Below are 14,319 nucleotides of genomic sequence, written 5' to 3'. Positions count from 1 at the left end.
TAACCTCTTTTGTAACTAATTATTTAACGACGCTGGCTTGAGCAACTAGCTGTGCGGGAGTTGCTTGAGAGCTTTTGCTAGGTTGTTGGGTCTTGACCCATGCTGTGTAATCAGCTTCGCTGAGTACTTTGACATGGATGGGCATGTAAGCATGTTCTTTACCGCACAGCTCTTGGCATTGGCCATAAAAGTCGCCGGTTTGTTCAGCCTTAAACCAAGTGTCACGCACGAAGCCAGGAATTGCATCTTGTTTGATGCCGAAAGCCGGAACAGCAAATGCATGAATCACGTCAGTGCTGGTGGTGATGATGCGTACTTTTTTGTTGACAGGCACAACCAAGGGGTTGTCGACTTTGAGCAAGTAGTTGTCTATGTTTGCGCCTACAGCGCCTGAATTCGAAAGCACACGTTGCTCGTTGTCCAAAGAGGAGATGAACGAAATGCCATCACCTTCGCCTTTGAGGTAATCGTAGCCCCAACGCCATTGGTGACCAGTGGCCTTGATGGTGATGTCAGCGTTGGAAGTGTCTTTACCCGCAACGACAGCTTTTGTGGCTGGAATGGCCATGATCACCACAATGATCAAAGGCACGATCGTCCAAGCAATTTCAACTTTGATGGACTCATGAAAGTGCGCAGGTTGGTGGCCAACCGATTTGCGATGCTTCCAAATGGAATAAAACATCACACCAAATACCGCCACGAAGATCACCATACAGATCACCATCATCATCCAATGCAATGCGTGCTGTTCAGCAGCAATTTTGGTGACGGGGGGATGCATATTGAGTTGATGTACTGCTGGGCCGCCAGGTAAATCGTTGACTGCGTGAGCTGCAGTTGCTGCCCAAGCCCCAACCCAAATCAGGCCCGATGCAAAAGTCTTGGTCATAGTGTTCGTCATTTTGTTATCTAGGTGTAATTGATGAGGAATTCAAGCGGATCAGCGGAACTTGGCTTGAGGTACGACCTGCAATTCGCCGGGTTGCTTGCCAATGTAGTTGGCTAATTCTCTGAGCTCAGCATTCGTGAACTGCTTGGCGACACCGCCCATGATGGCATTGCCTCTACCCCATGTGGAGTTGCCTTCCGATTTATACGACTTGAGGGCAACGAACAAATAATCGCGGTGTTGTCCAGCAATCTTTGGAAAGCTTGGGTCTAAGGGTTTGCTGAAGTTCGCACCGTGGCAGGAGTTACAGGCACCTTTGGTCAGCAATTCGTTGACTTGTGCGGATGGTGCACCAGGTTGATCAGGAACGGTTGTAGCCGAACCGTGCGACTCATAATATGCAGCAATGTCTGCCATGTCTTGATCGGTAAGACCTTTGGCTACGCTTCGCATCGTTGGATGCTTGCGCTCACCACTTTTGTAGGCATTGAGGGCATTGACGATGTAGCGGCTGCCTTGTCGCGAAATCATGGGGACTTTATAAACCTCAGGGAAGCTGGATTGATATCCAACAATGCCATGACAGCCAATACACATAGCGATTTTGTTTTCGCCGTTGGCGGCATTGCCAACTAAGTCATCGGCATGTGCAGGGTTAAGTGACATCAGCAACAAAGAAAATGTTGCTGTTAAAAATCCCAGTTTAGAACTTTGCATTTTTTGGTGAAGGAGTTTTTAATATACGGAAATACTATAAGGCACATTGATCTACATCAAAGGTAAGGGTAAACCCGTCAATTGATTTTGAGATCATCGCTACATGTCTATTCACTACGCCAACGTCATTCATCAATACAACGCGCTCACCAAGCCGCGTGTGATCCAACTAATCGTGTTTTGCGCACTCATTGGCATGGTGCTCGCCATACCCGGTTGGCCTTCCCAAGATGCTTGGATTCATATCTTGTTGGCTTGCCTCGGAATTTGGTTGGTTGCAGGGGCTGCTGCTGCTTTCAATTGCTTGGTTGAAAAAACGCTCGATGCCAAAATGCGTCGCACGGCATGGCGGCCTACCGCAAGGGGAGAGCTATCAGATGCCCAAGCCTTATGTTTTTCTGCTGTTTTGTGCTCACTTGGATCACTGATTCTTTACGTGTTTGTTAATCCTTTGACCATGTGGCTGACCTTTGCCACTTTCATCGGCTATGCCGTTGTTTACACCCTCATTCTCAAACCTTTAACGCCTCAAAATATTGTGATCGGTGGTGCCTCTGGCGCCATGCCGCCTCTGTTGGGTTGGGCTGCTATCACCGGCGATGTGGGTTCGCCGGCTTTGATTTTGTTTTTGATTATTTTTCTGTGGACACCTCCACATTTTTGGGCATTGGCGCTATACCGCGTAGAGGACTATCGCAAGTCCGGTTTACCTATGTTGCCTGTTACGCATGGCAACCAATTCACTAGGGTGCAAATTCTGTTGTACACAATCCTGTTGATGGCGGCTTGTTTGATGCCATTTGTGATTGGCATGAGTTCGTGGTTGTATCTGGTTGTCGCCTTGGTCTTGAGCGCTGGATTTATTGGCTACGCCATTGCACTTTTGCGGAATTATTCAGATGAGCTGGCTCGAAAAACATTCCGTTTTTCTTTGATTCATTTATCCGCGCTTTTTGCAGCCCTTTTAGTAGACCACTATCTGTTTTGAATTAGATTGGCGCGTACTTATTGGTAACGGGTTGGGCGAGGAACAGCGTCAGCGTGCAAGCAAAGCTGATAGCCGCCCAGAAAATAAAAAAAGCCAAGCTGTACACGCCTTGTGTGGAAACCACCCCCATGGCATGGGCAATACTTGGTATTTCCGTTGGGTCAATTACCGAGAAAACCAACATCTCCATCAAGGCAGCACCAAGAGCAGATGGCCAAACGATCAAGAAAAATCGATGAAACTTCATAGCCGTCCCCTTTATTTATTTTCAGTTTAGGGGTATTAACTGGTTTGTAAAGCTAGGGTTTTCGAGGGTTTTGATAGATTTGCTGAAGATCTACACGCCAAGCGTGATTGAATTAAAAAATTTACGTCCCCAGACTACACATTCAGATTAATTCAACGAGGTGGAGTCAAGGTGATCAATTCGTTGGCTCTAGCTCAAGGTCAACCTTGATGCCTTGGAATCTAGGTAGGTAGCCAACCAGCTTGGCTCCCTCTTTCTTTCCAACAAAAACCAACTTGCCGCAGCCTTTGTTGATATTTTCATCACTTGACCAACGAAAGTTTCCATTCGCCAAATTGGAGCCACTCAATTGAACGCCGTTCCATGGGCAATGTTTTGCTCCGTAGAAATTCTTAATTTCACCAGAAATAGATCCGCTATCTGTGAAGTTAAGGTCAACGACAAAACTGAAATTTGTATTTGGGCCACCGAAGCTTCCAGGCGCCACGAATTCGGCTTTGTATAGGTCCGCGAATACACCGCTACAAGTCACTACTGCAAAGATGAAAGTTGTAATTTTTTTCACGATGTATCCTTTCAAGTGTGAGACGTGCACGTTGACTAGAAACTAATTCATCAGGTTTATTTTTTTTGCGAATTCAATGCCATCTTGCATGTTCGAAGTTGGCGAATAAGGTGACGGGCCCGACCCTCAGCACTGGCTCCACAGTTAGGGCTGCTTGGTTCCCCACCTGACCCGGTTGGCCGCTTCACCATGTGAGGAGGCCCGTCGAGGACTATTGTAGGTCACATAGAATGCTTGGCTTATGTCGTACCTCGTGCTCGCTCGCAAATATCGTCCCAGAACCTTCACGGAGATGGTGGGGCAAGAGCACGTCGTGCAGGCGCTGACGAACGCGCTGACGACTCAACGTTTGCACCATGCTTATTTGTTTACCGGCACACGCGGGGTGGGCAAGACCACCGTGTCACGCGTATTGGCCAAATCGCTCAATTGCCAAGGTCTGGATGGCACAGGCGGCATCACCGCCAACCCCTGCGGCGTGTGCCAAGCGTGTACTGATATTGATGCGGGCCGCTTTGTCGATTACACCGAATTGGACGCGGCGTCTAACCGCGGCGTAGACGAAGTGCAGAGCCTGCTGGAGCAGGCCGTTTACAAGCCTGTGCAAGGCCGCTTCAAAGTCTTCATGATTGACGAGGTGCACATGCTCACCAACACCGCGTTCAACGCGATGTTGAAGACGCTCGAAGAACCGCCTGAATATTTGAAATTTGTGCTCGCCACGACCGACCCGCAAAAAGTGCCGGTTACTGTGTTGTCGCGCTGCTTGCAGTTCAACCTGCGCCCCATGGCCCCCGAGACGGTGCTGGAGCACTTGGGCCATGTGTTGGGCCAAGAAAACATTGAGTCTGAGCCCCAAGCCTTGCGCCTGTTGGCCCGTGCCGCGCGTGGCTCGATGCGTGATGCGCTGAGCCTGACCGACCAAGCCATTGCCTACGGCGGTGGCCAATTACAAGAAGCCGCTGTGCGCCAAATGTTGGGCAGTGCCGACCGCTCGCATGTGTTCCGCTTGATCGAAGCTTTGGCGCATGATGACGGTAAATCGGTGGTGGAAACCTCAGAAGCTTTGCGCCTCAATGGCCTGAGCGCTGCGGCCACGCTAGAAGACATGTCGATGGTGTTGCAGCGCATGGCCGTGTTGCAGGCTGTGCCCGACATGGCTGAGGCTGATGCCTCAGACCCCGAAGCCGCCGAGATGGCGCGCTTGGCTGGCGTGATGCCCCCTGATGAAACCCAGCTGCTCTACAGCTTGAGTTTGCATGGCCGCCAAGAGCTTGGGTTGGCCCCAGATGAATACGCAGCACTGACGATGGTGCTGTTGCGATTGTTGGCGTTCAAACCCCAAGCTGCAAACTCTGCTTCGGCCTCGGCTGAAAAAAAAACTCTAATTAATCCGCAACGCGCCACTTCGGCGCCTGTATCAGCTGCGGCCCAGCCTGTTGCGCAGCCGGTGAGTCAAGTGTCTGCTGCGCCAGTTCAAGTCGCACAGCCTCACATTGCGACAACGCCAACTCCCAGAGCTACGCCTGTACAACCGGCTGCAGTGCAAGCACCGCCAGTCGTTGCACAACGCCAACCCGAGCCCCAACCCGCAGCCCCCGTGCAAGCCTTGCCCGTGCGCGACATGCAGCCGCGTGAAGTGGCCCCGTGGGAAGACGACCCCAGCTTCGACCCCGATGGCAGCGACAGTCCGAGTTACGACCACGACTCAGACGCCGCTGTGGTGGCCATGCCCGTGCGCCAACAAGCCGAACCTAGCGCCGTGCTTGAGCCACAAATGCCCACCACCGAAGTGCCGCAAATCGTGGCCACGCCCGAAGGTGAGTTTTGGCACAAGCTGGTTATGGAAATGTCGGCTGCCGAAACCATCAACGCATTGGTGCGCGAGCTGGGCTTGCAGTCGCAACTGGTGGCACGTGACACCGACACATGGATGTTGCGCGTCGAGCGCGAGTCGCTCAATAGCACCACCAGCCGCGAGCGTTTGCAAAAAGCGCTCGAAACTGCGGGCTATCCCGTGCGCCTGACGGTGGAAGTGGGCCGCGTGCAAGATAGCCCCGCCAAACGCAACGCAGCCGCTGCCGCGCAGCGTCAAGCAGGGGCCGAGGTCATCATCCTCAACGACTCTTATGTTCAAAGTTTGATGCGTGACTACGGTGCCAAGATCGTGCCGGGCAGCATCAAGCCACTTTAAGTCCAACCGCTTTATTTTTTAGTTTGTAAAAGGGAAACACCATGTTCAACAAAGGACAACTCTCGGGCCTCATGAAGCAAGCCCAAGCCATGCAAGAAAACCTGAAAAAGGCACAAGACGAATTGGCGTTCGTTGAAGTGACAGGCGAATCAGGCTCTGGCTTGGTCAAAGTGTTGATGACTTGCAAGCACGACGTCAAACGCATCACCATCGACCCAAGCCTGTTGGCCGATGACAAAGACATGCTCGAAGACTTGGTGGCTGCCGCCTTCAACGACGCCGTGCGTAAAGCCGCTGAAACGAGCGAAGCCAAGATGAGCAAGCTCACTGCTGGTTTGCCGCCTGGCCTGAAACTGCCGTTCTAAATGAGCGACACGTCCGTGCTGGAAGGCCTGATTCAGGCCCTGCGCCGTTTGCCCGGCGTGGGGGTGAAATCGGCCTCGCGCATGGCGTACCACCTGCTGCAACATGACCGCGAAGGGGCTGAGATGATTTCTCAGGCCCTGCACCAAGCTGCAGCCCAAGTGCAGCACTGCGAACGCTGCCACACCTTCACCACCCAGCCCGTGTGTGACACCTGCTTGGATGAGGGGCGAGATACCACCCGTTTGTGCGTGGTCGAAACACCTGCTGACCAATCGGCAGTCGAGCGCACAGCCGCTTACAAGGGCCAGTACTTTGTGCTGATGGGGCGCATCAGCCCTTTGGATGGTTTTGGCCCCAAAGACATTGGCTTGCAAAAACTCATCGAGCGCGCCAGCGATGGTGTGGTGAAAGAGGTCATCTTGGCTACTAACTTCACCGCAGAGGGAGAAGCCACAGCTCATGTGCTGGGCGAAGCCCTCAAGAAGCGTGGTGTGCAAGTCACACGCCTAGCCCGGGGCGTGCCCGTGGGCAGCGAGCTGGAATATGTGGACTTGGGCACCATTGCCCACGCGTTGGTGGATAGGCGAGACGCTTAAAGCAATTTATTTTTTGGCGACCTTGGTGTCGCCTTTTTTATCGCCTTTAGCAGACGCTTGCTTTTTGCCAGCGCCTTTGCTGTCTTTAGATGACGCCAGCTTAGTTCCTTTGGCGTTCTTGCCACCTTTGGCTGCCGCTTTGCGTTTGGCCACTGCTTCGGGGGATAAATCTAAGTGACCGTTGTCGGCCACTTGTGCTGTCACATCGCCCAGCATGTTGGCACCGCGTGGCACCAACAGGGCAGAGCCCGCTTTGATGATCATGCGCGGTGGAATGTTGTTGATGGCGCGGAAGTCGGCCTCGCTCATGTTCACGCGCTTGGCAGCGTCTGCCACTTTCATGGTGGTCGGGGCGACCCAAGCGGTCCATGTGGCCATGCGGCCCAAGGTGGAGGCTTCGTAGTTGCGTTGAAACACTTCGGCGTTGTCCCAAGGCAGCAAGATGTTGGGTGAGCCTGCAGCCAGCAACACAGGGCGGTGAGCGGAAGGGTTCAATGCTTTGAAGTCTTCTAGCGGAATTTCAGCCAGCTTCGCGGCCACGCTCACGTCCATGTCGCGAGGCAAAGGCACGCTTTGGAAATAGGGGTGATTGGGAATGCTGGGCAGGCTAATGCCGTAGGCAGGTGGGTTACCCACGATGTTTTTCATGGCCTGCAACTTGGGCACGTACATGCGTGTTTCCATCGGCATGTTCAGGTCTGTGTAGCCAGTGGGCAATCCAGCACGCTGGTTACGGTTGATGGCTTTGCGCACATTGCCTTCGCCCCAGTTGTAGGCCGCCAAGGCCAAGTGCCAGTCGCCAAACATTTTGTGCAGACGTTCTAGGTAGTCGAGCGCGGCGCGGGTCGAGGCTTGCACATCGCGGCGGTCGTCGCGAAACACGTTTTGTTTGAGGTCAAAACTTTTGCCGGTGGCAGGCATGAATTGCCACATGCCGCTGGCACGCGCGCCTGACACGGCTTGCGGATTGAAAGCGCTTTCAATAAAGGGGAGTAAGGCTAACTCGGTGGGCATCTTGCGTGCTTCGAGTTCTTCAACGATGTGATGCAGGTATTTGTTCGAGCGTTCGGTCATACGCTGCAAATAGTCGGGCTTGCTGGCGTACCACTGGGTGCGATCATTGGCCAAGTCACCTTCCAAGTCTGGCATTTGGTATCCCTTGCGGATGCGCTCCCACAGATCATTGGGCAAGTTCAGCTGTGCCACGCCATCGCGCTTGACGCTACCTTTGGCGATGGGGCTCAGGCCACCTATGTCGGTGGTTGTTCCTGGTGCAGTGAGGTTGGCGCAGCCCGTCAATAGGGCAAGGCTCAGGCTTAAAACAGCGAGTAGAAATCTCATTTGAAATCGTTCTTCCATTCACGAAGGGCTGCAAAGACAGCCACGTCGTCGGTTTGTTCGAGCGCTGAGAGTCCAGCGTGCTGTGCAACAGCGTGTCGCACATGGGGGTGTCGAGCCCGTAAAAACGGGTTGATATGCAATTCAGTGGCCAACTGGGCGGGTAGGGTGGGAACACCTTGAGCCCTGAGTTGTTGGCAGTGTGCTGCGTAGGTTTGCAAGTCGGTGTTGCTGGGTTCTACGGCTAGCGCAAATCGCAAGTTAGACAGAGTGTACTCGTGGGCGCAGCACACCCGAGTGGAGGCGGGAAGTGAGGCTAAAAGGTCTAATGAGGCCAGCATTTGTGCGGGGGTGCCTTCAAAAATACGGCCGCACCCAGCCGAAAACAAGGTGTCACCACAAAACAGCACAGGGCTTGGTGTGGCCTTGGGTAAAAAGTAAGCCACGTGGCCAGCGGTGTGGCCGGGCACGTCTAGCACTTGCACGGTTTGGCCTAGCAGTTCGAGTGAGTCGCCTTGCATGACGGGCGTGAAGGGCGCAGGCATATCTTCGCGCGCAGGGCCATAGACTTGGGCGCCTGTGGCGAGGTTCAATTCACGCACGCCGCCTACATGGTCGGCGTGGTGGTGGGTGACTAGAATCGCGGCCAATGTGAGACCATGATCGGCCAGCGCTTGCAACACAGGCACAGCGTCACCAGGGTCGACCACCACGGCCATTTGGTCTTGTTGCCACAACCATAAGTAGTTGTCAGAGAACGCGGGCAGTGCAATCAGCTTCATGTCATTCACACCTTTAAAAAACGATAGTTTGCCTGACTGGCTAGCATCACCCGCAGGCCAGTATTTGTGCGCGTGGGAGCAAACCTATTTAGACCGCGCGGTGGCGGATGTGTTTGGGTTTCATGCCTTGCAATTAGGCTTTTCCGCGCTCGACGCCTTGCAAGCCAACCGCATGCCGCACCGTTGGCTAGCCTGTGACGCAAACCCCGAACCCTGGCCGTTGGGTCGCGAGGTGCTTCTAACTAATTACGAGGCACTGCCATTTCCTAGTGCCAGCTTGGATTTGCTGGTGCTGCCTCACACGTTAGAGCTGAGCTACGACCCGCATGCAACATTGCGCGAAGTCGAGCGGGTGCTGGTACCTGAAGGGCGCGTGGTGATTTGTGGCTTCAACCCCAATAGTCTTTGGGGGGTTAGCAAGAGCTGCAAACATGGCTTCTCCGAGGTTGGCGACTTCATTGGCCAACGTCGCTTGCGCGACTGGTTGCAGCTGCTGAGTTTTGAGGTGGAGTCCACCAGCTTTGGCTGCTATCGACCGGCTGTGAAAACTGAGCGCTGGTTGCAGCGATTGAATTGGATGGACGAGGCGGGCGTACGCTGGTGGCCCATCTTGGGCGCGGTGTATGGCATGGTTGCTGTGAAGCGCGTGCAAGGCATGCGGCTGATGTCCCCTGCATGGAAAAAATCGGTGCCGCGTGCAGCGGTGGTTGCCACCACAGCTTCAAGCACTGCGAACAACACGGCATCAAAAGGAATTAAATGAACACGGTAGAAATTTACACTGACGGTGCATGTAAGGGCAATCCAGGCCCAGGCGGCTGGGGGGCTTTGCTTCGCTCCCCCTCAGGCCAAGAAAAAGAGTTGTTTGGTGGCGAGCTAGACACCACCAACAACCGCATGGAGCTGTTGGCAGTTATCGAGGCGCTACGTGCCCTAAAGCGCCCATGCGTAGTGGCTTTGTATTTGGACAGCGAATACGTTCGCAAAGGCATTACCGAGTGGATCCACGGCTGGAAAGCTCGCAACTGGCGCACCGCAGCCAAGCAGCCCGTGAAGAACGCCGACCTATGGCAGCAGCTAGACGCACTGACCCACCAAGGCGATCACGACATCGTTTGGCACTGGGTCAAGGGCCATGCCGGTCATGTGGACAACGAGCGCGCGGATGGATTGGCTAACCGAGGCGTGGAATTGGTTCTGTCTGCTAAGTGACAACGCGTGTGAAGCTGTTGTAAAGGTTTCTCTTTTTGGCGCTATCTTGTTGGGCGCAGGCGCTTAAAGTGGGTGTAACTGGTACATTGCAAGTTGTTCTCAAAATACGCCAATAAAGATTTTTTCCGCTATGAAATATAAGTCTCAAAAAGTCACAAAAAAGAATTTGATTTGGATTGCTCTGGCGCTTGCCATAGGCGGTGGTGCAGCCAAATATTTCTGGCCGACGGACAATGCGCAAGCCAAATCAGTAGTGCAAACTGTCACTACATTTATTACAGAACAACGCGACTTTCCCGTGGTCTTAGACGCGACTGGCACAACAGTGGCAGCCAACATCGTTGACATTCGTCCACAAGTGACCAACGTAGTGGCTATGGTTCATATCAAAGATGGGCAAAAGGTCAAGGCGGGAGATATGCTGATCAGTTTGGATGACCGTGCGGATCGCGCCAATTACGAAAAGGCGAAAGCCACCGCAGACGACGCTCAGCGTCAATTGACTCGAGCTGAAGAACTGTTGCGTCAGCAGTTTGTGGCGCAAGGTGCGGTCGACACTGCACGCGCCAATGCCCAATCGGCTCAAGCCGCCGCACGTGCCGCACAAGCGGCATTGAGCTACGACAACATTCGATCACCCATTACGGGTAGGGCGGGCATCATCAACGTGTTTCCTGGTGCACTGGTGCAGCCTGGAAACACTGTATCGACCACGACCACAGCAACCACCACCACCACCCAAGGCGCGATGGTCACCATCACGCAGCTCGACCCGATTAACGTTCAGTTCACCGTGCCTGAAAGTGCATTGCCTGCTTTGTTTGCGGCACAAAAAGCGGGGCAAACACCGACCATCACTTTTCAAATGGCTGATGGCAAAAAGCGCGAAGGCAAAGTGTTTGTGATCGACAACCAAGTGGATCAAGCCATTGGTGCTGTGAAGGTGAAGGCGGTTGTCGATAACGCAGACCACACCTTGATTCCAGGTCAATTCGTTCGCTTGCAAGTGCAAGCTGGTAATTTCAAAGATGTGCTGGTTGTGCCTTCGCAAGCGGTGGTCACCAATGCTCGTGGTGATCAAGTGTTCGTGGTAGACGCTGAAAACACCGTGAGCATGAAACCTGTCAAAGTGCAAACGCAAAGCCAAGGATTTGCTGTGATCACTGGCATCGGCGCAGGTGACAAAGTGGTCGTCGAAGGCAAACAAAACTTGCGGCCCAACAGTAAAGTGAAAGAGGCGCCTACTAAAGGCGAGGCCAAGCCAGAGGGGAAGTCAGAAGTTAAGCCCGAGGCCAAGCAAGAACCCAAAGCCGAAGCTCAAAAATGACGATTTCAGAACTCTGCATTCGTCGTCCTGTGATGACGATCCTGCTGTCTATGGCGACAGTGGTGGCTGGTGTCATTGCGTACACCAAAATTCCCGTTGCGGCGCTGCCTAGTTTTAACAGTCCCGTGATTCAAGTGTCGGCCACCTTGTCGGGTGCTAGTCCAGAAAACATGGCGGCTTCGGTCGCCTTGCCTTTAGAGAAAGAGTTTTCCACGATTGATGGCATCAACGTCATCAGCTCGACGAATTTCTTGAGTACCACCAGCATCACGCTGGAATTCAACAATGACCGTGACATTGACAAAGCCGCTGTAGACGTTCAAGCCGCTTTGCTGCGAGCGCAGCGTCGTTTACCGATTGAAATGACCACGCCCCCGTCATACCGCAAGGTCAACCCTGCGGATGCGCCTGTGTTGTTCATGACGCTGAATTCGCCAGCCATGGATTTGTTTGAAGTCAGTGACTATGCCGAGAACCTGATTTCCCCCAACTTGTCCACCATCGATGGCGTGGCGCAGGTCTTGGTTTATGGCCAAAAACGTTATGCCGTGCGCGTGCGAGCGAACCCCGCCAAACTGGCACTGAATAACTTGACGATGGACGATGTGGCCCAAGCGGTGAACAAAGCCAACTCCAATGCGCCCGTGGGAGTATTAGATGGCCCCCGCCAAGCGTTGACCATCTACGCCAATCCGCAGTTGGTGCGTGCGCGTGAGTTTGCCAATTTGTTGATTGCTCAGCGCAATGGCTTGCCTATTCGTTTGGCAGATGTGGCTACGGTGAGCGAGAGCTATGAGCAGGTGAAAACCAGTGGTTCCTTCATGGGCGAACGCTCCGTCATCATTGCCGTGTTGCGTCAACCCAGTGCCAATACAGTGAAAGTGGTCGATGGCATTCGTCGCATGATTCCGCAGTTCGAAAAGCAGATGCCTGCCTCCATGCAGATCAACTTGCTCAACGACCGCTCGATGTCAATCCGCGAGTCCATCCACGACGTGAACTACACCTTGGCCTTGACCATTGTGTTGGTTGTGTTGGTGATCTTCTTGTTCTTGAAACACGCAGCAGCCACCATCATTCCAGCTTTGAGTTTGCCGGTCTCGTTGATTGGTGCGTTCTTCTTGATGTACTGGCTGGGCTTTAGCTTAGACAACGTGTCGTTGCTCGGTATCACGCTGGCTGTGGGTTTGGTGGTGGATGATTCGATTGTGGTGCTTGAGAACATCATGCGTTATGTCGAAGAGGGTATGCATCCGCTTAAAGCTGCTTTGAAGGGTAGTCAAGAGGTCGGGTTCACCATCATCTCGATTTCGATTTCATTGGTGGCGGTGTTCATTCCCATCTTCTTCATGCCAGGACCGATTGGCTTGCTGTTCCGCGAGTTCGCGGTGGTGGTGTCGCTGTCTATTCTGGTGTCGGCCATCGTGTCGCTCACTTTGGTACCCATGCTGTGTAGCCGCTTTTTGCCTAAGCATGGCGAAGAGCCTAAGGACTACTGGATCACCGTCAAGTTTGATGAGATCTTTCATGCGGTTTTGCGCAAATACGAATCCACACTCGACTGGTGTTTGGCTCATCAACGTCACGTTTTAGCTGTGGCGATTGGCACATTTGTGGTGACCATCGCAATGTACATCTGGGTGCCCAAGGGTTTCTTCCCTGAAGAAGATTTGAGTCAAATACAACTGACGACAGAAGCCGCGGAAGATATTTCATTTGGCGCCATGCTCAAGCTGCAAGATCAAGCCGCTGAGATGGTGAAAAACGACCCCAACGTATTGAGCATGGTGTCTTTTGTAGGCGGCGGTGGCAATAACGGCAACTTGCCTAACAACGGTCGTATGTTCCTGAACCTCAAGCCCAAGAGCGAGCGGGCACCCATGCAAAAGGTGTTGGAAGGTTTGCGTGCCAAATTCCGCACCTTGCCAGGTTTGAACGTGTACATGCGTCCGGTTCAAAACTTGCAACTTGGCGGTAAGGTGAGCAAGAGCCGCTACCAGTTCATCTTGCAAAGTGTGGGCTTTGATGGTGTGAACGAGTGGTCTGAAAAAATGGTGCGACAAATGCGTGCCGATCCGATCTTCCGAGACGTCACCACTGATTCACAGCTCAAAGGCTTGAACGTGCTGGTGGATATCGACCGTGACAAAGCTGCCAGCTCCGGTGTGACCATGTCAGACATTCGCACTGCTTTGTATTCTTCTTATGGCGAAAAGCAAATCTCCACTATTTACACGCCCGTGAACACTTACCAAGTGATCATGGAGTCCTTAGAGGAGAGTCGCCAATTCGAAGCTGGGCTTAACGATGTCTACGTGCGAGGTCGCGCCACTGATCGTTTGGTTCCACTGTCGAGCGTCGCGACCTTCAAGCGATTCATTGGCCCAACGGCGGTGAACCATCAGGGGCAAATTCCTGCTGTCACGATATCGTTCAACTTGGCGCCTGATGTACCACTGGGTGATGCCACTGAAAAGATAGACCAGTTCACCAAAGACATTGAACTCCCAGCCACCATCATCACCAGCTATGGCGGCGATGCGGCGGTGTTCCAAAGCGGCCAATCTGGACAAATCATCTTGTTGGTCAGTGCGCTGTTCGTCATTTATGTGCTGCTGGGCGTGCTCTATGAAAGCTACATCCATCCGCTGACTATTTTGGCGGGGTTGCCTTCAGCAGCGATTGGAGCGCTTTTGTTCCTGCGATTGTTTGGCATGGAGCTCACCATCATTGCCACCATTGGTATCTTGTTGCTGATTGGTATCGTGAAGAAGAATGCGATTTTGATGATTGACTTCGCGCTCGAAGCCCAACGCCAGCACAACATGACGCCGCGTGAAGCCATTCGCACGGCGTGCTTGACGCGGTTCCGCCCCATTTTGATGACCACACTCGCGGCCATGATGGGTGCTTTGCCCATCGCGTTGGGGCTGGGTGCAGGCGCTGAGTTGCGCATGCCTTTGGGCATTGTGGTGGTCGGTGGTTTGGCGTTCTCGCAAGTGATCACGCTCTACATCACGCCCGTGATTTACATCTACCTTGAAAAGTACAGCGGCAAAGGTCCAATGGAAATTCCTGCGGAGATGATGCCTTAA

At 53.3% G+C, this 14,319-nt stretch carries 13 protein-coding genes, 1 other RNA gene and 1 pseudogene; 8 read left to right on the top strand and 7 right to left on the bottom strand.

Annotation, left to right across the window (positions count from 1 at the left end; genetic code table 11):
• Positions 1–64 precede the first annotated feature (64 nt).
• Together coxB and B9Z35_RS11835 are read right to left on the bottom strand one after the other, a co-directional pair.
• Positions 65–904, bottom strand: a pseudogene (gene coxB / locus B9Z35_RS11840) (cytochrome c oxidase subunit II); the annotation flags it as partial.
• A 39-nt stretch (positions 905–943) separates the two neighbouring features.
• Positions 944–1,558, bottom strand: a complete 615-nt coding sequence (locus B9Z35_RS11835; RefSeq protein ID WP_233246568.1) for a cytochrome c — start codon at positions 1,556–1,558, stop codon at positions 944–946.
• 154 nt (positions 1,559–1,712) lie between these two features.
• On the opposite strand from B9Z35_RS11835, the gene cyoE reads away from it, so the two are divergent.
• Positions 1,713–2,597, top strand: coding sequence for a heme o synthase (cyoE, locus tag B9Z35_RS11830; protein ID WP_108283917.1), 885 nt, complete (start codon positions 1,713–1,715; stop codon positions 2,595–2,597).
• Between the two features lies 1 nt (position 2,598).
• Here cyoE and B9Z35_RS11825 read toward each other — a convergent pair whose 3' ends face one another.
• The 3 genes from B9Z35_RS11825 to ffs form a co-directional block, all read right to left on the bottom strand.
• Positions 2,599–2,844, bottom strand: a complete 246-nt coding sequence (locus tag B9Z35_RS11825) for a hypothetical protein (RefSeq protein WP_146178993.1) — start codon at positions 2,842–2,844, stop codon at positions 2,599–2,601.
• A 175-nt stretch (positions 2,845–3,019) separates the two neighbouring features.
• Positions 3,020–3,409 carry a hypothetical protein gene (locus B9Z35_RS11820; protein WP_146178992.1) on the bottom strand — a complete coding sequence of 130 codons (390 nt, stop codon included), beginning with the start codon at positions 3,407–3,409 and terminating at the stop codon, positions 3,020–3,022.
• Positions 3,410–3,518: 109 nt separating this feature from the next.
• Positions 3,519–3,615: signal recognition particle sRNA small type (gene ffs, locus B9Z35_RS11815), an RNA gene on the bottom strand.
• 35 nt (positions 3,616–3,650) lie between these two features.
• Here ffs and dnaX point away from each other — a divergent pair.
• The 3 genes from dnaX to recR are packed head-to-tail and all read left to right on the top strand — an operon-like array spanning position 3,651 to position 6,565.
• Complete coding sequence (gene dnaX / locus B9Z35_RS11810; protein ID WP_108283914.1) at positions 3,651–5,603, top strand: DNA polymerase III subunit gamma/tau; 1,953 nt, start codon at positions 3,651–3,653, stop codon at positions 5,601–5,603.
• Between the two features lie 41 nt (positions 5,604–5,644).
• On the top strand, positions 5,645–5,968 hold the full coding sequence (locus tag B9Z35_RS11805) for a YbaB/EbfC family nucleoid-associated protein (protein ID WP_108283913.1): 324 nt from the start codon (positions 5,645–5,647) through the stop codon (positions 5,966–5,968).
• A complete protein-coding gene (gene recR / locus B9Z35_RS11800; RefSeq protein WP_108283912.1) occupies positions 5,969–6,565 on the top strand; it encodes a recombination mediator RecR in 597 nt (198 codons plus the stop codon).
• Between the two features lie 6 nt (positions 6,566–6,571).
• Here recR and B9Z35_RS11795 read toward each other — a convergent pair whose 3' ends face one another.
• Complete coding sequence (locus B9Z35_RS11795) at positions 6,572–7,906, bottom strand: transglycosylase SLT domain-containing protein (protein ID WP_108283911.1); 1,335 nt, start codon at positions 7,904–7,906, stop codon at positions 6,572–6,574.
• Entirely contained in the window at positions 7,903–8,685 is a 783-nt protein-coding gene (gene gloB, locus B9Z35_RS11790; protein ID WP_108283910.1) for a hydroxyacylglutathione hydrolase, read from the bottom strand. The genes B9Z35_RS11795 and gloB overlap by 4 nt, the downstream gene beginning before the upstream one ends.
• Here gloB and B9Z35_RS11785 point away from each other — a divergent pair.
• The 4 genes from B9Z35_RS11785 (at position 8,684) to B9Z35_RS11770 (ending at position 14,319) form a co-directional block, all read left to right on the top strand.
• Positions 8,684–9,448 (top strand): class I SAM-dependent methyltransferase, encoded by a 765-nt coding sequence (locus B9Z35_RS11785; protein ID WP_199219820.1) that lies wholly within the window; start codon positions 8,684–8,686, stop codon positions 9,446–9,448. The two genes, gloB and B9Z35_RS11785, sit on opposite strands and share 2 nt — an antisense overlap.
• Entirely contained in the window at positions 9,445–9,897 is a 453-nt protein-coding gene (gene rnhA, locus B9Z35_RS11780; protein ID WP_108283909.1) for a ribonuclease HI, read from the top strand. The genes B9Z35_RS11785 and rnhA overlap by 4 nt, the downstream gene beginning before the upstream one ends.
• Positions 9,898–10,027: 130 nt before the next feature.
• Positions 10,028–11,224, top strand: a complete 1,197-nt coding sequence (locus tag B9Z35_RS11775; protein ID WP_108283908.1) for an efflux RND transporter periplasmic adaptor subunit — start codon at positions 10,028–10,030, stop codon at positions 11,222–11,224.
• Positions 11,221–14,319 carry an efflux RND transporter permease subunit gene (locus B9Z35_RS11770; RefSeq protein ID WP_108283907.1) on the top strand — a complete coding sequence of 1,033 codons (3,099 nt, stop codon included), beginning with the start codon at positions 11,221–11,223 and terminating at the stop codon, positions 14,317–14,319. Before B9Z35_RS11775 ends, B9Z35_RS11770 begins: the two co-directional genes overlap by 4 nt.

Origin of the sequence: Limnohabitans sp. Jir61 (genome assembly GCF_003063545.1) — a bacterium.
GTDB lineage: Bacteria > Pseudomonadota > Gammaproteobacteria > Burkholderiales > Burkholderiaceae_C > Limnohabitans.
Note: the sequence above shows the minus strand (reverse complement) of the source record. Positions and strands in the feature narration are given on the sequence as shown.